The sequence below is a fragment of the Pseudomonas sp. A2 genome, from assembly GCF_023100865.1.
In the GTDB taxonomy this organism is placed as follows: domain Bacteria; phylum Pseudomonadota; class Gammaproteobacteria; order Pseudomonadales; family Pseudomonadaceae; genus Aquipseudomonas; species Aquipseudomonas asiatica.
The window spans coordinates 3,600,429-3,621,878 of sequence record NZ_CP039127.1; the positions used below are offsets into that span (position 1 = coordinate 3,600,429).

General features: G+C 63.1%; 17 protein-coding genes. 10 read left to right on the top strand and 7 right to left on the bottom strand.

The window, feature by feature from the left end:
* Window positions 1-28: 28 nt before the first annotated feature.
* A complete protein-coding gene (locus tag E5221_RS16620; RefSeq protein ID WP_061551665.1) occupies window positions 29-622 on the top strand; it encodes a helix-turn-helix domain-containing protein in 594 nt (197 codons plus the stop codon).
* Between the two features lie 63 nt (window positions 623-685).
* On the opposite strand, the gene E5221_RS16625 is transcribed toward E5221_RS16620, so the two are convergent.
* Window positions 686-1,390: an NUDIX domain-containing protein gene (locus E5221_RS16625; RefSeq protein WP_123084878.1), complete on the bottom strand. Its 705-nt coding sequence runs from the start codon at window positions 1,388-1,390 to the stop codon at window positions 686-688.
* Between the two features lie 138 nt (window positions 1,391-1,528).
* Here E5221_RS16625 and E5221_RS16630 point away from each other — a divergent pair, with 138 nt between their 5' ends.
* The 4 genes from E5221_RS16630 to E5221_RS16645 all read left to right on the top strand — a co-directional run bounded on the left by E5221_RS16630 (window position 1,529) and on the right by E5221_RS16645 (window position 5,719).
* Window positions 1,529-2,179, top strand: a complete 651-nt coding sequence (locus E5221_RS16630; protein WP_247846003.1) for an isochorismatase family protein — start codon at window positions 1,529-1,531, stop codon at window positions 2,177-2,179.
* The gene (gene pncB / locus E5221_RS16635) at window positions 2,176-3,372 is read left to right on the top strand and encodes a nicotinate phosphoribosyltransferase (RefSeq protein WP_039613873.1); all 1,197 of its coding nucleotides are present in this window, start codon (window positions 2,176-2,178) and stop codon (window positions 3,370-3,372) included. Before E5221_RS16630 ends, pncB begins: the two co-directional genes overlap by 4 nt.
* Before the next feature lie 521 nt (window positions 3,373-3,893).
* Entirely contained in the window at window positions 3,894-4,757 is an 864-nt protein-coding gene (locus tag E5221_RS16640; RefSeq protein ID WP_247846004.1) for a universal stress protein, read from the top strand.
* 269 nt (window positions 4,758-5,026) lie between these two features.
* Window positions 5,027-5,719: a formyl transferase gene (locus E5221_RS16645; protein WP_247846005.1), complete on the top strand. Its 693-nt coding sequence runs from the start codon at window positions 5,027-5,029 to the stop codon at window positions 5,717-5,719.
* A gap of 85 nt (window positions 5,720-5,804) precedes the next feature.
* Here the strand turns inward: E5221_RS16645 and E5221_RS16650 are convergent, their stop codons facing one another.
* Window positions 5,805-6,692 carry a LysR family transcriptional regulator gene (locus E5221_RS16650; RefSeq protein ID WP_075044953.1) on the bottom strand — a complete coding sequence of 296 codons (888 nt, stop codon included), beginning with the start codon at window positions 6,690-6,692 and terminating at the stop codon, window positions 5,805-5,807.
* A gap of 111 nt (window positions 6,693-6,803) precedes the next feature.
* Between E5221_RS16650 and E5221_RS16655 the strand changes: the two genes are divergently transcribed.
* Both E5221_RS16655 and ppnN read left to right on the top strand, forming a co-directional pair.
* Window positions 6,804-7,865, top strand: a complete 1,062-nt coding sequence (locus tag E5221_RS16655) for a YeiH family protein (RefSeq protein WP_247846007.1) — start codon at window positions 6,804-6,806, stop codon at window positions 7,863-7,865.
* Between the two features lie 212 nt (window positions 7,866-8,077).
* The gene (ppnN, locus tag E5221_RS16660; protein WP_015270745.1) at window positions 8,078-9,451 is read left to right on the top strand and encodes a nucleotide 5'-monophosphate nucleosidase PpnN; all 1,374 of its coding nucleotides are present in this window, start codon (window positions 8,078-8,080) and stop codon (window positions 9,449-9,451) included.
* A 427-nt stretch (window positions 9,452-9,878) separates the two neighbouring features.
* On the opposite strand, the gene E5221_RS16665 is transcribed toward ppnN, so the two are convergent.
* From E5221_RS16665 to katG, 3 genes are all read right to left on the bottom strand, one after another.
* Complete coding sequence (locus tag E5221_RS16665; RefSeq protein ID WP_038409787.1) at window positions 9,879-11,024, bottom strand: GGDEF domain-containing protein; 1,146 nt, start codon at window positions 11,022-11,024, stop codon at window positions 9,879-9,881.
* Between the two features lie 227 nt (window positions 11,025-11,251).
* The gene (pssA, locus tag E5221_RS16670; protein ID WP_015270750.1) at window positions 11,252-12,580 is read right to left on the bottom strand and encodes a CDP-diacylglycerol--serine O-phosphatidyltransferase; all 1,329 of its coding nucleotides are present in this window, start codon (window positions 12,578-12,580) and stop codon (window positions 11,252-11,254) included.
* A gap of 216 nt (window positions 12,581-12,796) precedes the next feature.
* The gene (katG, locus tag E5221_RS16675; RefSeq protein WP_247846008.1) at window positions 12,797-15,043 is read right to left on the bottom strand and encodes a catalase/peroxidase HPI; all 2,247 of its coding nucleotides are present in this window, start codon (window positions 15,041-15,043) and stop codon (window positions 12,797-12,799) included.
* 362 nt (window positions 15,044-15,405) lie between these two features.
* Here katG and E5221_RS16680 point away from each other — a divergent pair, with 362 nt between their 5' ends.
* Together E5221_RS16680 and E5221_RS16685 are read left to right on the top strand one after the other, a co-directional pair.
* On the top strand, window positions 15,406-16,311 hold the full coding sequence (locus E5221_RS16680) for a LysR family transcriptional regulator (protein WP_013973059.1): 906 nt from the start codon (window positions 15,406-15,408) through the stop codon (window positions 16,309-16,311).
* A gap of 99 nt (window positions 16,312-16,410) precedes the next feature.
* Window positions 16,411-17,007, top strand: coding sequence for a hypothetical protein (locus E5221_RS16685; RefSeq protein ID WP_247846009.1), 597 nt, complete (start codon window positions 16,411-16,413; stop codon window positions 17,005-17,007).
* Window positions 17,008-17,184: 177 nt separating this feature from the next.
* On the opposite strand, the gene E5221_RS16690 is transcribed toward E5221_RS16685, so the two are convergent.
* Complete coding sequence (locus E5221_RS16690) at window positions 17,185-18,063, bottom strand: DMT family transporter (protein ID WP_015270753.1); 879 nt, start codon at window positions 18,061-18,063, stop codon at window positions 17,185-17,187.
* A 247-nt stretch (window positions 18,064-18,310) separates the two neighbouring features.
* Here E5221_RS16690 and E5221_RS16695 point away from each other — a divergent pair, with 247 nt between their 5' ends.
* Window positions 18,311-19,135, top strand: a complete 825-nt coding sequence (locus tag E5221_RS16695) for an aldo/keto reductase (protein ID WP_247846011.1) — start codon at window positions 18,311-18,313, stop codon at window positions 19,133-19,135.
* Window positions 19,136-19,308: 173 nt separating this feature from the next.
* Here E5221_RS16695 and E5221_RS16700 read toward each other — a convergent pair whose 3' ends face one another.
* Complete coding sequence (locus tag E5221_RS16700; protein ID WP_039613884.1) at window positions 19,309-21,405, bottom strand: EAL domain-containing protein; 2,097 nt, start codon at window positions 21,403-21,405, stop codon at window positions 19,309-19,311.
* Window positions 21,406-21,450: the final 45 nt, after the last annotated feature.

The window sequence follows — 21,450 nt, forward strand, 5'->3', positions numbered from 1 at the left end:
CTTGAACTGAAACCGTGCAGGACATTCGATGCCAACCGAAACCGAACCGCGCCTTCGCCTGGAGCAGTACCTGGGCCTGCAGATCAAGCGCCAGCGCCAGGCCCAGTCCCTCAAGCTCGCCGACGTGGCGCGCATCGCCGGCATCAGCCAAGGCATGCTCAGCAAGATCGAGAACGCCCAGGTATCCACCAGCCTCGACACCCTCAGCCGCCTGTGCGACGTGCTGGGCATGCCGATGGCCAAGCTGTTCAGCCAATATGACCAGCCCGACGGCAATGCCTTGTTGGTGAAAGCCGGTGAAGGGCTGGAGGTGGTGCGCCGCGGTACCGAGAAAGGCCACACCTACCATTTGCTCAATCACGCCAGGGGACCGAAGAAAAATTTCGAGGCGTACATGGTGAGCATGGACGACGCCAGCGAAGAGTTCCCGACCTTCGCCCACCCCGGCACCGAGTTCCTCCACTTGCTGGAGGGTGAACTGGTGTACCGGCACGGCAACCAGCTCTATCACATGCAGGCCGGTGACAGCCTGACCTTCGACGGCGAGACCCCGCACGGCCCCGAGCAGTTGGTGCAAGTACCCATCCGCCTGTTGTCGATCATGAACTACAGCGACGAGTGACGCGGCGCGCCAGGCACCCGCGGAGAACAGGATGCCAACCGCTGCGCACACTGATGCAAGCGACTAAGCGCCCTCAGGCAGCAGACTGCGATCGAACATGAACGCCCGCTCCCCCTGTGGCGTGTATTGATACAACTGCTGCGGCCGGCCCAGCCTGGGCTGGTTCTTCTCCCCGGTGTCCCTCACCCACCCCAGCTCGCGCAAGCGCTCCAGGCGTTTGCGCAGCGAAGTGTTGTTCACCGCCTGCCCCAGGCACGCCTGCACCGCGCCTAGCGCATCCAGCACAGTGAACTTCTCCGCCAGCAGGTACAGCGGCAGGCTGCTGTACACCGTCTTCGCCGCCAGCCGCTCACGGGCGCGCTCCACCAACAGGTTGTGATCAAAGGGCAACAGCACCTTGCGCGCCAATACGCTGTCCAAGTCGAAAAACGCCAGTTGCTCGCCCTCGACGGCCTGCCCGGGTTCGAGCAAAGCCAGGTAATAGGTGCTGAGTGACCATCCACGCGGGTCGCGAAAGGCATTGCCCTCGGTACCTACCTGTTCCATGTAGCACGGTACAACCTGGGTTTTCTCGCGCAGTGCACGCTCGGCAGCAGCTTCCAGGCTGGTGTCGGGGGTGCGGCCATTGACGATCACCCCGGGCAAGGCCCACTGGCCGGCATGCGGTTCACGCTCACGACGGTGCAACAGCACCTGCAGATGCTGAGCTTCGGGGGCCATGCGCAGGGCGACGATATCGACGCTGGCCAGGACTTCGACTGCATTCACCGGGGGACTCCTTGTTCAAGGCCTTCATAATCCACCAGGGTTTATAAGTAAGGCAACAACAAATCCCGAACAAGATGGCACTTGACATACTTAATACACCAGGTGAACTATATAGCCATGTCAGCAAGGAGAACCGCCATGAAGATCGCCAGTTTCGATGTCGACGCCCAGAACGGCTTCACCAACAACGTGCCACAAGAACTGCCGGTTCCTGAGGGCGATGAAATCGCGGTAGATCTTAATACCATGGCGTTACGCGCCGACCTGCGCCTGGGCAGCAAGGACGCCCACCCGGCCAACGCCGCCTGGGTAGTCGCCGACCCCGCGCACATGCTGCAGCCCCTGCAGCTGGCCAACGCCGACCTGACCTGGGTCAGCCACTGCGTGCCCGGCACACCCGGCTTCGAGTTGCTGCCCGGCCTGCCGGCCCCCATCGACTATGACTATTTCGTATGGAAAGGCGTCGAGCCCGACCTGCACCCCTACGGCGCCTGCTACCACGACCTGGCCGAACGCCGCTCCACCGGGGTGATCGAGTACCTCAAGGTGCAGCAGGTGGGCGCGGTGATCGTCGGTGGCCTGGCCCTGGACTATTGCGTCAGGACCACTGCGCGCCAATTGCGCCAGGCAGGTTTCCAGGTGCTGTTGTACCTGCCGGCCTGCCGCGCCCTCACCCAGGCAGGCGCCATCGAAGCATGTGGCGCCCTGGCCGCCGAGGGCGTGCTCCTCTGCGGCGACGAAGCCGCGCTCGACTACCAGCTCTCTCTGATCAAGGAAGACCGCCCATGAGCGACAGCGTTTTCGGCCCACGCATCATCCAGAACCTGCTGGACACCGATTTCTACAAGATCACCATGATGCAGGCGGTGCTGCACAACTACCCCAATGCCGAGGTGGAATGGGAGTTTCGCTGCCGTAACGGCGAGAACCTCGCACCTTACCTGGCGGAAATCCGGTATCAGGTCGAGCAACTGGCCGATGTCAGCGTCACGCATGACCAGCTCGCCTACCTGGAGAAGATCCCGTTCATCAAACCGGATTTCATCCGTTTTCTCAGCCTGTTCCGCTTCAACCTGCGTTATGTGCAGGTGGGGCTGGATGATGCCGGGCAACTGGCGATTCGCGTGCGCGGGCCGTGGTTGCACGTGATTCTCTACGAGATCCCGCTGCTGGCGATCATCAGCGAGGTGCGCAACCGCTACCGTTATCGCGAGGTGGTGATCGAGCAGGTCCGCGAGCGCCTGTATCAGAACCTCGACTGGCTGAAGGCCGAGGCCAGCGCCGAAGAACTGGCCGGTTTCCAACTGGCCGACTTCGGCACCCGGCGGCGCTTCTCCTACCGGGTGCAGGAAGAGGTGGTGCACATTCTGAAGCGTGACTTCCCGGGTCGCTTTGTCGGTACCAGCAACGTGCACCTGGCCCGCGAATACCAGCTCAAGCCGATCGGCACCATGGCCCACGAGTGGTTCATGGCTCACCAGCAACTCGGCCCGCGCCTGGTCGACAGCCAGGCTGCCGCCCTGGAATGCTGGGTGCGGGAGTACCGGGGGCTGCTGGGCATCGCCCTGACCGACTGCATTACCATGGACGCGTTCCTGCGCGACTTCGACCTGTACTTCGCCAAGCTGTTCGATGGCCTGCGGCACGATTCGGGCGATCCGCTGGCCTGGGCGGAAAAGGCCATTGCCCACTATGAGCGGCTGGGGATCGACCCGAAGAGCAAGACCCTGATCTTTTCCGACGGGCTGGACCTTGCCAAGGCGCTGGGGTTGTACCGGGCGTTGCATGAGCGGATCAATGTGAGCTTTGGCATTGGTACCAGGCTGACCTGCGATATCCCGGGCGTGGAGCCGATGAATATCGTGATCAAGATGACGGCCTGCAATGGGGCACCAGTGGCCAAGATTTCCGACAGCCCGGGCAAGACACAGTGCCGGGATGAAAACTTCGTGGCGTACCTCAAACATGTTTTCAATTGCTGAAGGGTGGCACCCTTCTTCGAGTGGAAGCGCACACGCATGTTGTAATTAAACGTTTCCACTCCTCGCCCTTTGTACTGCGATAAATCAGAGCTGGTTGCACATCACAAAAGCAGGGCTTGCTGTACTTGGCTCGATATCTACCGTATATGGCACTACTTCCATTTGGAATAACGCGGGCGACGGATTGCATTGCCCAATCGTCCTGTACGCGCCAAACTCACTGGTCATATGGCCGGTCAGCGATCCCCCCATTGGCGGGCCGAGCAAGGAGGCGGCTCTAAAGTACCGGGCGCTACTACCGGACATACCGTCCATTCATGACCTTGCCAGTCGTGGCGTGTTCAGCGCACTAGCGTTATGCCCGACCACGACGCGAGACAATGCTTGGCAGAGGCAGATTCGGCTCCCGAATCCGGTGAACCGAATGTAGTCGCGATAATCGACGCGTATGCCTATCGCAGGGACAACTAGAGAAGCGTCCGCGCCATCCCCAAAACGTACTCAATGTACAGGGAGGCGCCATGCATACCACCCGTAACGCCCTGGTGGTGTTGGCCCAACACCAGCACGATGACCTGGCCCTGACCAAGGCCAAGCAGATTGCCGACCTTACCCACGCCCACTTGCATCTACTGCTCTGTGCCAAACCAAATGGGCATTCGACGTATCTGAAGCTGATGCAGGAGCAACTGGTGCAGGAGGGATACGATGTCAGTGCTCAGCAGGCTTGGCACGACAATCCCTGCAAGACGGTGTTCGCCGTACAGCAGGCTGAAGGTTGCGACCTGGTGATCAAGCAGCATCGAGCGGACAGCGCACTAAAAAAGGCGCTACTCACTCCTGAAGACTGGCACCTGCTGCGCCAGTGCCCGAGCCCGGTGCTGATGGTCAAGCATGCCAATCCTTGGACAGAGCGCCCCATCCTTACGGCCATTGACGCCGGCAGCGACGACCTCAAGCATCGTGTGCTGCAGGTTGGCATCCTCAGCCACGGCCACGACATCGCCCACCTCAGTCATGCCAGCCTGCACATGATGAGCGCCTACCCTTACCCGATGCTGTCGGCAGCCGACCCCATATTCCAGCTCAAGGAAAGCATCCTGACCTTCTACCATGAGCAGTGCCAGGGCTATCAGGACGAGTTCGATATCGACGACCAACACCTGCACCTTGCGGAAGGCCCTGCCGACCAGCTGATTCCGCATGTCGCCCATCAGCTAGGCGCCGCCCTCACGGTTCTCGGCAGCGTGGCGCGCAGAGGCCTGAGTGGCGTACTGCTAGGTAACACCGCCGAATTAGTACTTGATGCCATGGAAAGTGATGTGCTGGTGCTCAAACCCTGGGATGTCATCCGTGAATTGGAAGCGCTGGCCGCTCACCACTGAGCAGACGCCTGATAGCCGCTCCCGGGCATGAGCCCGGGAGCAAACGGCAGAGTCAACTTGAATGACGAAAATGCAACTATGCTCGGTCTGAATACCGAAACTGATTGAAAGGCAGGTCTGCCGGAGGTCTAAAGTTGCGAATCGCTTTTCTGGTGAACCGGGACGTTGAGAGCAACCTCACTCTCAATTTACTGTTGCCCGAGATTCACGAGAGCACAGTGGGAATATTCCTCTCGGAGAGAGTGGGATCGGCCAGGAACGTGCCACGCATGCTCGGGCAACTGGCATTGATCGAGCAGGACTTCTTCAATGCCTTGGCCCCTGGATTAATCGAATCGAGCGACCAGGTCAGCAGCGGGCATCGATTCGGTTTTGCAGAACTGCAGCAACGCTTTGGGGTTCCTGTACGGGTATTGCCCAGCTTGAGTGATCCTGCGGGCCTGCAAATGCTGCGGGACGCGGGAGCAGATCTGTTCATCTCAATCCGCTTTGGTCAAATCCTGAAGAATGAAGCGCTGGCAATTCCGTCACGTGGCGTCCTCAATCTTCACTCTGGCCTCTTGCCTCAGTATCGAGGTGTTCTGGCGACCTTCCGGGCGCTGCTGAACGGGGACACGGAGATCGGCTGTACGCTCCATTGGATCGACAGTCCCGGCATTGATGTTGGTCGCATCATTGAGACTGCCAGGGTGGCAGTCGAAAAGGAGCGCTCCTTGCTGTGGCACATCCTTTCACTTTATCAACCAGGCGCGCGTCTCATCCTGAACGCAATCAGGCGCCTGGAGCGCGATGAGCCTATGACGGGAACGTCTCAAGATCGATCTGCCGGGGCCTACTACTCCTTTCCCAGCGAGGATGACCTGACGCGGTTCACGGCATTGGGGTGGCGGCTCTTCGATCGCGAGGACGTATGGGATCTTTTCGAATCGTACGGATTTCCGTTACGGATAAACACGCTTTGAGAGCTGAGCGGCGGGGTACCGCACCGCATTCAAGAACCGTGAGAAACCTGTGGGAGCGGGCAAGCCCGCGAAGAAGCCAGCACAGTCACCCCACCTCTTGCAGGCCAACACACAACTCCAGAAACCGCGCCGCAGCCCGCGACGGGGTGGCTGCATGCGGCACCAGAATGGAAAACCGGCGCACCAACGCCTGCGGCATAACCTGCAACCGCTGCAACGCCCCGTCCTCATGTCGGATCGACATCGCCGACACAAAGCCAATCCCCATCCCGGCTCGCACTGCCTCCTTCACCCCTTCCACGCCAGCAATTTCCAGCGCCACGCGCATCGCCACGCCGCTGCGGGCAAATGCCCGCTCGACGATCTGCCGCACACCCGAGCCGCTCTCGCGCAGCACCAACGGGTAAGCCCCCAGCGACGCCAGCGTCTGCCGGTCACTGCCGGCCAGCGGATGACCACGTGGCACGATGGCCACGATCTCGTCTTCCCGCCACGCCGTCACCGCCGTGCCCAATGGCAGCTCCTGCCCAGGCGGCCCTTCGATCAGGGCGATATCGACGCTGTCCAGCGCAGCGACGATTTCTGCCGTATTGCCGTTGGAAGTGCTCACCAACACCTCCGGGTAGCGGGCATGGAAATCGGCAATCAGGTAAGGCAGCAGGTAGCTGGCCGGCGTGGTACTGGCGCCGATGCGCAAGGTACCGCGCTCCAACCCGCGCATGGCCTCGCGTAGTGCCTGGGCCTGACGGAAGGTTTCACGCAGGCGCTCGGCATGGGCCAGCAATTGCTCGCCAGCTGCTGTAAGCCGCACACCACGGCCGGCGCGCTGATACAGCGGCTCGCCAAAGGCCTCCTGCAGCAGTTTGAGCTGGCCAGACACCGCCGGCTGCGACAAGTGCAGGGCCTGGGCCGCATGGCTGATGTTGCCGTGCTCGGCGACGGTGGCGAACGTTATCAGTTGTTCTGGGGTCATGAATCAAAAATATCAGCTAAATGGATATTTGCCATCCTAAATTACGATTTTTTATAAGCTTATAACCAGATTAACGTAGTCCATGTCGAAACACCTTTCCGGAGGACTCACATGGCCACGGCTCCGTCCAACCCCGCCTTTGCACCTACCCTTTCTACCCGAGGGCGGCTCAATGGCATTCTGTTCGTCGCGCTGTTCGCGCTTGCGGTCACCCAGTTGGCCGCCCTGCCCGCCATCGCCAACCTGGGTATCAGCCCGCTGATCGTCGGTATCGTCGCCGGTGCGCTTTACGGCAATGCACTGCGTGACGGCGTTCCCGCCAGCTGGGCGGCGGGTATCAACTTTTCCGCCCGCGGCCTGCTGCGCATTGCCGTGGCCTTCTTCGGCCTGCGGGTGAGCCTGCAGGAAATAGCCGAAGTCGGCTGGTCCGGGCTCATCGTGTCGTTGCTGGTGGTGTCCAGCACCCTGCTGATCGGCCTGTGGTGCGGCATGAAGCTGTTCAAGCTGGACCGCGATACCGCCTTGCTGACCGCGGCCGGCAGCGCCATCTGCGGCGCCGCCGCGGTTCTGGCCTTCGAGTCGGCCCTGCGCAGCGCACCGCATAAAAGCGCCATGGCGGTTGGTAGCGTGGTGCTGTTCGGCACCCTGTCGATGTTCCTCTACCCATTGGCGATCAATGCCGGCTGGCTGCACCTGGATACCATGGGCGCCGGGCTGTTCCTGGGTGGCACCATTCACGAGGTGGCCCAGGTGGTCGGTGCCGCCAGCAACGTCAGCCCAGAGGCCACGCATATCGCCACCATCGTCAAGATGACCCGGGTGATGCTGCTGGTACCGGTGCTGCTGGTGGTGGGCCTCTGGATCAGCCGCGCGCGCCAGCCGGGCCAGGCACAGGGCAACGGGCGCATCGCCATGCCCTGGTTCGCCTTCGGCTTCCTCGCGCTGGTGCTGGTGAATTCGCTGCAGGTGTTGCCAGGCAGCGTGACCCAGGCGGTCAACAGCCTGGATACCTTCGCCCTGACCATGGCCATGACCGCGTTGGGGATGGAGACACGCCTCAGCCAGATTCGCCAGGCCGGGCCGCGGGCGCTGGCAACCGGGGCGATTCTCAACCTCTGGCTGGTGTCTGGTGGCGTGGCGATTACCCTGGGTGTGCAGAAGCTGTTGGGATGACTTGAGAGCGAGTCGCCTGCTTCGCGGGTAAACCCGCTCCCACAGGTATCGCGCTGCTTTCGGAACCTGCGCCGTACCTGTGGGAGCGGGTTTACCCGCGAAGCAGGCGGCTCGGTCTGATGAGGTTTTTGTTGCCCCCCCTCGTTGCCGTCCACATTTCTCGGTATGGTGTTGTCAAAGAAGGATGTTTTACCCGCACAGGAAAGACTTAGATGCCTCAACGCCATGTCATCAATGCATCCGTCAGCCCCAAAGGCAGCCTGGAGACGCTGTCACAACGTGAAGTGCAGCAACTGAGTGAAGTCGGTACCGGTAGCCTTTACACCCTGTTCCGCCAGTGCGCCCTGGCCATCCTCAACACCGGCGCCCATGTCGACAATGCCAAGACCATCCTCGAGGCCTATCAGGACTTCGAGGTGCGTATTCATCAACAGGACCGCGGCGTGCGCCTGGAGCTGCTGAATGCCCCGGCCGACGCTTTCGTCGATGGCGAAATGATAGCCAGCACCCGTGAAATGCTGTTCAGCGCCCTGCGCGACATCGTCTACACCGAAAGCGAGCTGGCCAGCCAGCGCATCGACCTGGAAAGCTCCCAAGGCATCACTGATTACGTGTTCCACCTGCTGCGCAACGCTCGCACCCTGCGCCCGGGCGTGGAGCCGAAGATGGTGGTGTGCTGGGGTGGCCATTCGATCAGCAGCGAGGAGTACCAGTACACCAAGAAGGTCGGCCACGAGCTGGGCCTGCGCAAGCTGGACGTGTGCACTGGCTGCGGCCCAGGAGTGATGAAAGGCCCGATGAAGGGCGCCACCATTGCCCACGCCAAGCAACGCATGCACGGCAGCCGCTACCTGGGCCTGACCGAGCCCGGCATCATCGCCGCCGAAGCGCCCAACCCGATCGTCAACGAACTGGTGATCCTGCCGGACATCGAGAAGCGCCTGGAAGCCTTCGTCCGTGTCGGCCACGGCATCATCATCTTCCCGGGCGGTGCCGGCACGGCCGAGGAGTTCCTCTACCTGCTGGGCATCCTCATGCACCCGGACAACCAGGAGCTGCCGTTCCCGGTGGTACTCACCGGGCCGCGCAGCGCCGAGCCGTACCTGCAACAGCTGCACGCATTCGTCGGCGCCACCCTGGGTGAGGCGGCGCATCGCTTGTACGAGATCATCATCGATGACCCGGCGGAAGTTGCCCGATACATGGTCGAAGGGCTCAAGGCGGTGAAGCAGTTCCGCCGCGAGCGCAACGATGCCTTCCACTTCAACTGGCTGCTGAAGATCGAGGAGAGCTTCCAGCGCCCGTTCGACCCGACTCACCAGGCCATGGCCGACCTCGATCTGCGCCGCGAGCTGCCGGCCCACGAACTGGCTGCCAACTTGCGCCGGGCGTTTTCCGGCATCGTCGCCGGCAACGTGAAGGACAAGGGCATCCGCCTGATCGAGGAACACGGGCCGTATCAGATCCGTGGCGACAGCGCCGTGCTGGACCCACTGGGACGGCTGTTGCAGGCGTTCGTCGACCAGCACCGGATGAAGCTGCCGGGCGGCGCGGCGTATGTACCGTGCTACCAGGTGGTGACCTGATTCGCCATTCTTGCTGACTTGCTGAGGCCCCATGGATGGGGCCTGCAGCTATTTGGCTTTTTGGGTGTGGGCCTTCACATCTAGTAGACATTCATTCGCGATGGTGGCGCTTAATCACCTTTCCGCCCTTACGGCGGGCCCCTTTTTGTCGTGGCAAAAAGGAACCAAAAACCGTCGGCTCCCATCATCCGGCCCCTACGCTTCGCTCCGGGGTTCCCTCGCTACGGGCCTGCTCCCGGGAGTACGCGCTGCAGGCCCCATCCATGGGGCCTCAGCGCTTGACGGGCATCCATGCCCGTCACCTCCCTCCGCAGTCCCTTCGCTCGGCCTCCTGAAGTCGCAATCGGCGGCGCCTGAACTATCGCGCGCTTAGAAGCAAAAGCAAAAAGCAAAGGCAAAGGCAAAAGCAGAAGCAAAGGCAAAACTGCTACTGGCTGAGGTCGGCCATCGGCCGTTCGACGAAGCGGATGCTGTCGCGCCCACCGCGCTTGGACTGGTACAAGGCGACATCCCCTTGCTCGATCAAGGCTGCCAGGCTCGTCGGCGGTTGGTCGAACAGGTTGGCGCCGATGCTCAAGGTGACCGGCTGCGGCGTAGGCACCGTCTTGCTTGCATACTGCTGGAACTGCTCGCGCAGCAGTCCACCCAGCTCCATGACCCGTTCGCTGCTCGCACCACACAGCAGAATGACGAACTCATCACCGCCCAGCCGCGCCGCCAGCGAGCGCTCGGGCAGCACCGTGCGAATCATCTCGCTCAGGGCAATCAGCAAGCGGTCCCCTGCAACATGCCCGTGCAGGTCGTTCACCAGCTTGAAGTTGTCGATGTCGATCAGTAGCAAGGCCCCGGGCTGCGTTGAATCCACTGCCTTGAAGAAAGGCCCCGCCCGAACCTCCAGTGCGCGCCGGTTGTACAGCGCCGTCAACGGATCACGGGCCGCCAGACGGGCAATCCGCTCCTCTCGGCGGTAGCGCACGGTGCCGGTCATCGACAAGGCAATCAGCATGATCGCCATCGCACCTTCGACCAACGAAACCTGAATGATCAACCCACCGAAGGTGGCCAGGTCAATCAGCGTACCCGGTGTAATCGCAATGATCGCCTTGGCCACATAGAACAACCCATGAACCAGCAACACATAGCGCAACTGCACCGCGCCGACACTCAGCGACTTGCCATGCGGCCGCAACAGCCAGCTGGCCTTGAGCGTCAACAGCGCCACCAGCAACGAGTTGACCATCAGCATCACCTTCGACCACTGCGGTCCCACAGGCAACAGCAGCAAGGCGAACCACACCAGCACCACCAATAACCAGATACGCGACAGCCGCACCTGGGTGAAGCGCAACACGCCCATCAGGAAGAACCAGTGCGCCACCACCAGCAAGCCGTTGGCGAACCAGATACCGATTAGCAACAAACCGATGCCGCGCAGCAAGGCCAGGGTGGAACCAATCGTGATGGTGGCAAAGCCTGCGCTCCAGAACAGCAGCGACGGCTCGCGAACGCTGCGCCACTCGATCGCCAGGTACAACGCAGCCGCGGCAGCCAGGGCGATCGAGATAGTCAGCATCGTGGGTGGATCAAGCGCCATAAACGGATTGGCCTATCTGGTTAACGAGAAAAAGGCCCGATTGTATGCGCTCGTGATGACTTTTCAGAGGAGCCTTGCACCACCAGCCTGCAAATGATAGCCCAGCCCTGGCCAATACCCGTGCGGGTGAAATGTCATATTGACATCAGCGTGTCGTTTGCACCACACCACACAAGGCCGCTTCCGCAAAAAGCGCGCAAACGCCCTTAAAGCACCCGCTTGATCAGCGGCTCCAGTCGGCTATAGCGCAGCCGCCGCAGGAACCTGCGCACATCCTTGGGGTGCTCGGCCTTGGCGCCCAACTCCTCTGCCGAGCCGATCTTCGGCGCATGCCGGCGCAGCTCGGCCAGCTCTGCTTCCCGTGGCCCCAGCCATTGCCCTTGCGGGTCATCGATCAGCAGGCCGTTCTCCAGGTCCAGATTGAAGCCGCGCGGATTCAGGTTGTTACCGGTCAGCAACGAATAGCGTTGGTCGACCCACACGCCCTTGGCATGAAAGGTATGCCCGGGGTCGTTCCAGATCCGCACCTGCAGCTGGCCGCTGGCAATCGCAGCGTGGCGACGTCGGGTGAAGGCACGCAGGTTGTCTTCGTACAGGTAGGGCAACGCGCCGCTGGCACTGAACGGCTCGCCGGGGGCGATATAGAAGTCGTTGGCCGTGCGATCACCAACGATCAGTTCCACCCGCACGCCACGCGCCAGGGCATGGTCAAGTTCGCGCATCAGCACCCGGGGTGGGTTGAAATACGGCGTGCTGATGATGACCTGCGTGCGTGCCGCCGCCAGCAAGGCGCACACTGCACGGTTCAGCGGGTTGCCACGGCCCACACCCAACAGCGGGATAACCCGCAGGCCCTGCCCCGCCCCGCTGGCCGGAGCCTCATAGGCCATGCGCCGCAGCCGCGCGCGCAAGCGCCGGATGTCGCCGCGCAGGCTGCGGGTGGAGGGTGGCGCCGGCAGGTCGAGGCGCGGTGTGGCGGTGTGGTGCAGCAGGCGACGCACCAACCCGACCATGGCGTCGGCCAGCTCTGGTGACTGGAACAGGTGGTAGCGGTCCAGGCGGTAACGGTCGAAACGGTGCAGGTACACGTTGTTAAGGCTGGCGCCGGTGTAGATCACGCAGTCGTCGATGATGCTGCCCTTCAGGTGCAACACGCCAAACAGCTCGCGGGTCTGCACAGGTACGCCATGTATGACGATATCCAGCCCATGGTGCTGGCGCTGGGCCTGGTACCAGGCGGCGTTACCCGGCTGGCGCCCGGCGCCCAACAGACCGCGGCGAGCACGGAACCAGTCGACCACGATGGTGATTTCCAGCCCGGGCCGCGCGGCCTTGGCCTGGTACAAGGCATCCAGCACTTCCTGGCCAGCCTCATCTTCCTGCAGGTACAGCGCAACGATGACGATACGCCGGGTTGCGGCGCGGATGCGCTCGAGCAGGCAGGCGCGGTAGGCCTTGGCATCGGGCAGCACCTGGATCGACTCGGCCGACATGGCGTAGCCTGGCAATGCCGCCAGCATGGATTCGGGGTTCAAGAACGATCACCTTCTGTGTGCAATCACTGTCGTGCATCAGCTTGCACAGGAAGTTTGAAATGGTCCAGCCCCCGGATAGCATGGGGCTGCTTTGCAGCCCTGTCGCGACACAAGGCCGCTCCTACAAGCCAGCGCCGAATCCACATGCGGCGCCGAACCTGTGGGAGCGGCCTTGTGTCGCGACAGGGGCGCAAAGCGCCCCCATTTCTGACGAAGCTATTTCAGGTCAAAACGATCCAGCTCCATGACCTTCTCCCAGGCCGCGACAAAGTCCCGCACGAACTTGTCCCGGCCATCACTGCTGCCGTACACCTCGCTCAATGCCCGCAACTGGGCATGGGAGCCGAACACCAGGTCAACCCGGCTACCGGTCCACTTCACCTGGCCGGTCTTGCGATCACGCCCTTCGAAGGTTTCGTTATCCGCCGAGGTCGGCTTCCACTCAACGCCCATGTCCAGCAAGTTGCGGAAGAAGTCGTTGCTCAGGGTACCGACCTTGTCGGTGAACACGCCCTGTTGGCTGCCGCCATGGTTGGCGCCGAGCACACGCAGGCCGCCGATCAGCACGGTCAGTTCCGGCGCGGTCAGGGTCAGCAATTGGGCCTTGTCCAGCAGTAGCTTCTCGGCCTTGACGCTGTAGCGGGCCTTCGTGAAGTTGCGGAAGCCATCGGCCAGCGGTTCCAGCACGGCGAACGACTCGACGTCGGTCTGCGCCTGGGAGGCATCAACACGCCCAGGGCGGAACGCCACGCTGACGTTGTGCCCGGCGTCCTTGGCAGCCTTTTCCACTGCGGCGCCACCCGCCAGAACGATCAGGTCGGCCAGGGAGATTTTCTTGCCACCGGCATTGAACTCGGCCTGGATTTTCTCCAGCGCCGCCAGCACCTTGCCTGTGCCCTGGTTCGCCGCCCAATCCTTCTGCGGCGCCAGGCGCAGGCGGCCACCATTGGCCCCGCCACGCTTGTCCGAACCGCGGAAGGTCGACGCCGCTGCCCAGGCAGTGGCCACCAGCTCGCCAACGCTCAGGCCCGCCGCCAGCACCTTGGCCTTGAGCGCGGCAATGTCCTGCTCGCCTACCAGCGGGTGATCCACTTTTGGCAGCGGGTCTTGCCACAGCAGCTCTTCGTTGGGCATTTCCGGGCCCAGATAGCGCGCCAATGGGCCCATGTCGCGGTGGATCAGCTTGTACCAGGCGCGGGCGAAGGCGTCCGCCAGCTGGTCAGGGTTATCCTTGAAGCGGCGGGCGATCGGCTCGTAGATCGGGTCGAAACGCAGCGCCAGGTCGGAGGTGAGCATGGAAGGCGCGTGGCGCTTGGCCGGGTCATGGGCATCCGGCACGGTGCCTGCCCCCTTGCCCTCCTTCGGCCGCCACTGGTGGGCACCAGCCGGGCTCTTGGTCAGTTCCCAGTCGAAGTTGAACAGGTTGTTGAGGTATTCGTTGCTCCATCGGGTGGGGGTGGAAGTCCAGGTCACTTCCAGGCCGCTGGTGATGGTATCGCTACCCTTGCCGCTGCCGAACTTGTTGGCCCAGCCCAACCCCTGCAGCTCCAGGCCTGCTGCTTCCGGCTCGGGGCCGACGTTGTCGGCAGGGCCGGCACCGTGGGTCTTGCCAAAGGCGTGGCCACCGGCGATCAACGCCACGGTTTCTTCATCGTTCATGGCCATGCGGCCGAAGGTGTCACGGATGTCCTTGCCCGAGGCTACCGGGTCGGGGTTGCCTTCCGGGCCTTCCGGGTTCACATAGATCAGGCCCATCTGCACGGCGGCCAGCGGGTTTTCCAGGTTGCGCTCGCCCTCCAGGGTACGTCCCTGCTCCTCGGGGCGCTTGGCCGGTTCCGCCACCAGGTCGCCCTTGCCGGGCGGCTGGGCCTTGCCGTAGCGGGTGTCACCGCCCAGCCAGACCTTTTCCGAGCCCCAGTACACATCTTCGTCCGGCTCCCACACATCGGCACGACCGCCAGAGAAGCCGAAGGTCTTGAAGCCCATGGACTCGAGGGCGACGTTGCCGGTGAGCACGATCAGGTCGGCCCAGGAGATCTTGTTGCCGTACTTCTGCTTGATCGGCCACAGTAGCCGCCGGGCCTTGTCCAGGCTGACGTTGTCCGGCCAACTGTTGAGCGGGGCGAAGCGCTGCTGGCCAGAGCCCGCACCACCCCGGCCATCGCCAATGCGGTAGGTACCGGCGCTGTGCCAGGCCATGCGGATGAACAACGGGCCATAATGGCCGAAGTCGGCGGGCCACCAGTCCTGGGAGTCGGTCATCAAGGCGGTCAGGTCTTTCTTCAGCGCCTGGAAGTCGAGGCTCTTGAACGCCTTGGCATAATCGAAATCCGGGTCCATCGGGTCGGATTTGGAGGAATGTTGATGAAGAATTCTCAGGTTGAGCTGGTCAGGCCACCAGTCACGGTTGGTGGTGCCGCCACCTGCGGTTTGATGGAACGGGCATTTCGATTCGTTCGACATCTGCGGGTACCTTTGGGTCGGTTATCCAGATTTCCGGTCTATGCCAGGTGTTCTTTCAGCCGAGCGCGTGGGCTCGTGCTACCCCTCATCAGGTCTACACGGGGCTTGCGAAGCTGTCATGACGGGGTTGGCGTGGTCTTGCACACAGGTGCTGACATGCCGCCCGCTGGCAGAATTCGCGGGGCCAGGGGAAAGACTAGCCGAGCTTGGGCAGAGTTCTAATAGAGTGCCTATTGAGGGGTGATAGCTTGGCTCTGTCAGGTTCGTGCCAGCGAACAGGCCGGCACATCCATACAAGGCAACCAAGCTGTCCGCATGCTCCAATACAACGCCAACCCTTCCAACCCGGAACCCGTACCCTCATGAATCGCAACGACCTGCGCCGCGTCGACATGAACCTGCTGGTACTGTTCGAAGCCCTGATGATCGAACGCAACCTGACCCGGGTCGGCGAAAAGCTGTTCATTACCCAGTCCACCGTCAGCGCCGCCCTCGCCCGCCTGCGTGAGCTGTTCGACGACCCGCTGCTGATCCGCAACGGCCGAGCCATGGAGCCCACGCCACGGGCCATGCAGATCTTCGCCGAGCTGGGGCCGGCCATGGATGTGATTTCCGCCGCCATCAGCCGCGCCCGCGAGTTCGACCCGGTCAACAGCTGCAACGTGTTCCGCCTGGGCCTGTCGGACGATGCCGAATTCGGCCTGTTCCCGGCCCTGCTGCAGGCGCTGCGCGAAGAGGCCCCAAATATCAGTGTGGTGGTGCGCCGAGCCAACTTCCTGCTGATGCCGGGGCTGCTGGCCAGCGGCGAAATTTCGGTGGGAGTGAGCTATACCACGGACCTGCCGGCCACCGCCAAGCGCCGCAAGCTGCGCAACATCGGCGTGCGGGTGCTGCGCGCCGATGACCGCCCGGGCCCGCTGACCCTCGACGAATACTGCGCCCGCCCGCATGTGATGGTGTCGTTCTCCGGCGACATGAGCGGCAATATCGACCTCGACCTGGCGCGCATCGGCCGCTGCCGCAAGGTGGTGCTGGCAGTGCCGCAGTTCGGCAGCCTGCGTGCCCTGCTGCGCAACACCGAGCTGATCGCCACGGTGCCGGACTATGCCGCCTGCGCCCTGGCCGACGACGGCAGCCTGCGCGCCGATCCGGCGCCGTTCGACATCACCGAGGCCGAACTGTCGATGGTCTGGAGCGGTGCCCAGGACAATGACCCGGCCGAGCGCTGGCTGCGCGAGCGCATCCTGCAGTTCATGGCCACGCAGTGATGCATCGACCTCATCGATAGCCACCATGAATGCCATCAAGTTCCGCTGCGGCCAGCCCGGGCGGAAGATGGCGGCATTCACCGATTGATGAGGCCTCCCATGAAAACCGGCATGATCGCTGCCCTGCTCGCCTTGCTGGCCGCCCTTGGTGGTTGTGCCAGCCCGGCAGCTACCGACACGCAGCCTTACGGGCACTTCTATTCGGCCACGGCCATTTCCAGTGTCGCCATGGCCCCTGGCCAACGGGTGGCGGTACTGCTGGGGCGTGATGCCGAAGCGACCCTCGAATACCTCGGCAGCCATCGCACCCAGGCAGGCGCACCGGCCCATGGCCAACGTGTCCCTGTTGCGACCCTGAGCAGCGAAAGCCAGGCGTATGACTGGCTGGCGCGGTCACTGGCGCAGCAGTTTGCCGAAGTGACTTTCTATGACGACCTGGACACACTGCTGGGCGACCACCCGGACGTGATCGTGCTGCTGGACACCGAGAGCCGTTTGGCCAGTGCGGAGATCGAAAGCCGGGTGGTAGCGCGCTTTTTCGATGACCAGCTGACCTATATCGGCCGCGCTGAGGGGCGGGCAAGCAAGAGTCTGGGCGATGTGGCGAGGGTGGTCGAGGATGAGCGGGCGGTGCAGGCGGATGCGCTGCGGGACTTTGACGATTCGTTGCAGGCGCTGTTGAAGGGTCGCGTTTGAGGCCCCCTTCACTGATATAGCGCAAATGCTCGGGCACAGCACCGGCCAGTAGGAGCAGCCTTGTGCTGCGAAGAGGCCAGTACCGCCACAGAATTTCTTTTGCCACACCGGCCCTTTCGCAGCACAAGGCTGCTCCTACAGGTCAGTGCTGTAGCTGTAATAACAGCGGTAAAGCTTCTACTTACCCCGCTGCATCCACGCCGCCCCCAGCCCGCTGAGGCAGATCACCGAGATTCCCACCAGGCTCAGAGTGTCCGGCACCTGGCTGTAGACAACCAACCCAAGCAACCCGGCGAACACGATCTGGCAATAGCTGAACGGCGCCAGCAAGGCAGGTGCCGCATGGCGGAAGGCCTGGGTCAGCAGCAGGTGCGCCGTCATGCCAAAGCCCCCCAGCGCCAGCATCAGCAGCGCATGGTCCCAACGCGGCATCTCCCAGAAGAACGGCACCAATGCACTCATCGCCAGGGTGTTGCACAACCCCGCATAGAAATTGCTGGTGGTCGGGCTGTCGTGCGCGGCCAGGATGCGCGTCAGCAACTGATAGAAGCAGAAGCCCAGCGCCGAACCAAACGGATACAGGATGGCCGGAGTGAACATCGCCCCGCCCGGGTGCACCACCACCAGCACGCCGATGAAGCCCATCACCACCGCCACCCACTGCCCCACCGTCACCCGCTCCTTCAGCAGTGGCGCCGACAGCGCAGTGACCAGCACCGGGGCAAGGAAGTTGACCGCCGTGGCCTCGGCCAGTGGCAGGTACTGCAGGCCTGTGGTGAACAGCAGGCTGGTACTCAGCAGGCTCAGGGCGCGTAACGTCTGCAACAGAGGGCGGCGAGTGCGCAGCACGTTGAGGCCGGCCTTGGGCAGGAAGATGCCGGCCATCAGCAGCGTGTGCACCACATACCGCGCCCACACCACCATGATGATCGGGTACAGACCGCCCAGGAACTTGGACAGGGCATCGTGACTGGCGAACAGGAACGTCGCCACCACCACCAGGGCGATGCCGCGCAGGGGTTGGTTGACTCCGGACAGCGGTGTGCTGGAACTCATGGCACTCTCGATGACGGCGCGGCTGGATGCGGCGCCCAGGGAAGGCCGCGCAGGCATAGCCTGGCGGATGCAACAGCTCGAATTTTAGAAGAGATGCCGAAGAATAAGGAAGTTCAATCGCCGCCAGCCAAGGCCGACTGCAATTTCTGTTCGCTGATCGACCACTTTCCGCCCCACGCGCATGGCCCGTGCCGTGCTGATCGCCGACCATCGAATGCGAACCCTGCACACCCTACAAGGAATTTACATGCAAAGGCTCACCACCCGTAACGGCCTGGCCCTGCCCGCGATCGGCCTGGGCACCTGGCCAATGACCGGCAGCGAGTGCACCCAGGCCGTGCGCCAGGCGCTTGAATTGGGTTACCGGCACATAGACACTGCCACTGCCTATGACAACGAAACCGCCGTCGGCCAGGCACTGCGCGAAAGCGATGTAACGCGCGAGCAGATTCACCTGACCACCAAGGTATGGTGGGATCGCCTGACGCCCAAGGCCATGCGCCAGTCGCTGGAGGACAGCCTGCGCGCCCTGGGTACCGAGCAGGTCGACCTGTTCCACATCCACTGGCCCAGCCAGGACTGGGACCTGGCCCGCAGCATCGAAACCCTGGTGGCCCTGCGTGACGAGGGCAAGGCGCGCAGCATCGGCGTGGCCAACTTCCCGCTGGGGCTGCTGCGCCAGGTGGTGGAAACCCTGGGCGCGCCATTGTCGGCAATCCAGGTGGAATACCACGTGCTGCTCGGCCAGCAACCGCTGCTGGACTATGCCCGCCGCCACGACCTGCTGCTCACCGCCTACACCCCGCTGGCCCGTGGGCAGGCGGCGGCGCAGCCGGTGATCCAGGCGATCGCCCGCAAGCATGGCGTACTGCCCAGCCAGGTGGCGCTGAAGTGGTTGCTGGATCAGGACGGCGTGGCGGTGATCCCCAAGGCCGGCAGCCGCGAGAACCAGCTGGCCAACCTGGCAGCGTCGAACGTGCAACTGGATGACGAGGACCGCGCGGCGATCGCCGGGTTGCCGAAGGACCAGCGGGTGGTGAGCCCGGCGTTTGCGCCAGACTGGAACAGCTAAGCCTTGATCAAGCCTTGAAAGCTTGCACGGCCCATGTGGGAGCGGGTTCACCCGCGAACATCGGCGCAGCCGGTGCCAGCCACCGTGTCGCCTGCTTCGCGGGTGAACCCGCTCCCACAGGTACTGCGCCGGGCCGATCGGCTGCGGTGATTCTGCAGGCCCGCGCAAGGGCACTATGCCGGCGTCACGACTTGCTTCAACCGCTCGTTCGCCGGTGCCGGTCGCCCATACAGGTAGCCCTGGAAGTGCGAGCACCCCTCCGCCACCAACCGGCGCATCTGCTCCTCCGACTCCACCCCCTCGGCCGTGGTCTTGATCATCAGGCTGTTGGACAGGTCGGTAATGGCGCGAATGATCGACATCGCCTCGCGGCTGTCGCACATGTCATGCACGAACGACTTGTCGATCTTGATCCGGTCGAACGGGAACGAACGCAGGTAACCCAGCGAGGAGTATCCGGTGCCGAAATCGTCCAGCGAAATGGACACGCCCAGGTCCTTCAGTGCACGCAGGGTACGCACGTTTTCCTCGCTGTTGCCCAGCAGCACCGACTCGGTGACCTCCAGTTCCAACCGCTGTGGCGGCAGGCCGGAGTCGGCCAGGGCCAGGGCCACGGTGTGCACCAGGTTGGCATTCTTGAACTGCACCGCCGACAGGTTGACCGACACCGTCTGCTCGCTGTCCCAGCTGGCCGCCTCCTGGCAGGCCAGGTTCAGCGCCCGGGTGCCCAGTTCGTGGATCAGCCCGGTTTCCTCGGCGATGGGGATGAAGTCCATGGGCATGACCATGCCACGGGTCGGGTGCTCCCAGCGCAGCAACGCCTCGTAGCCGGTAACGCTGCTGGTCTGCTGGTCGACCACCGGCTGGTAGTGCAGCTGCAACTGGCCCAGGTGCAGCGCAGTGCGCAGGTCGGTTTCCACCAGGCGGCGCTGGCGGGCGGCGACGTCCAGTTCGACGCTGAAGCACTCGTAGCGGTTGCGACCGTTGCGCTTGGCCTCGTACAGCGCCATGTCGGCGTAGCCCAGCAGTTGCTCGGCCTGGTCGCTGTCTTCCGGCGCAATGGCAATGCCGATGCTCACCCCCACCGTGAACTGGTGCCCCTCGATCTGGAACGGTGGGCAGATCGCGTTGATCAGGCGCTGCGCAGTGTTGCATGCGGCCTCCCGGCCTTCCAGGCCGGTCAGCACCACGGCAAACTCGTCGCCGCCCAGGCGGGCCAGGGTGTCGTGCTCGCGCAGCTCGCGGCGCAGGCGCTTGCCCAGCGCGCGCAGCAGCTTGTCGCCAAAGGCGTGGCCCAGCGAATCGTTGATGTTCTTGAAGTTGTCCAGGTCCAGGCACAGTGCGGCGGTCAGCTTGGCGTGCTCGCTGTCACGCACCAGGGCCTGGCGCAGGCGTTCGTTGAACAGGGTGCGGTTGGGCAGCCCGGTCAACGCATCGTGGTGCGCCATGTGGTGGATCTGCGCGTGGGCGGCCAGCTCTTCGGTGGCATCTTCGGCAACGAACAACACATAGTCGGCCTGGCCTTCACGGTTCTGGCTAAGCAAGGTGCGGCTGCGCAGGGTGCGTGGGCCACAGGCCGTGTCGACCCGGGTTTCGGCAGCATGCCCCTTGGTGCTGCGGGCGCCACGGGCCAGTTGCTGTTCCAGGTAACCGGCAACGCCCGGTGCCAGGCACTCGCCGGGCAACTGCCCGATCATGCTGCGCTGCGGCCCGCCGAACAGGCGTTCGGCCTGCTGGTTGGCCAGCAGGATGCGCTGGCTCTCCAGGTCCTGGACAATGACGCTGGCGGGGATGTTGGCAATCACCGAATCAAGGAACTGCGACAGCTTGGCCATTTCCTGGCTGTACTGCTCGGCCAGCTCCTTGGCCTGCAGCAGTTCCAGCTCTTGCCGGTGACGCTCGGAAATGTCGCGGGTGACCTTGGCAAAACCCACCAGTTGCCCGGCATCGTCGTACACCGCGTCGATCACCACATGGGCATGGAAGACCGTGCCGTCCTTGCGCAGGCGCGAACCGATCTCTTCGAAGCGCCCGGTGCTGCGGGCCTGCTCAAGGTTCAGCGCCGGCAGCCCGGCGGCGCGCTCGGCATCGGTGTAGAACAACGAGTAGTGCTTGCCGACGATTTCCTCGGCCAGGTAGCCCTTGGCGCGCTGGGCGCCGGGGTTCCAGTTGGCGACGATACCTTCGGGGGTGAGCAGGTAGAAGGCATAGTCCACCACACTCTGGATCAACAGCCGGTACATGATGTCGGGGCTTGCGACTAGCGACATGACTTTTACCTGGGCCTTCGAAAGGCATGAAAAGGATTGGTGGCA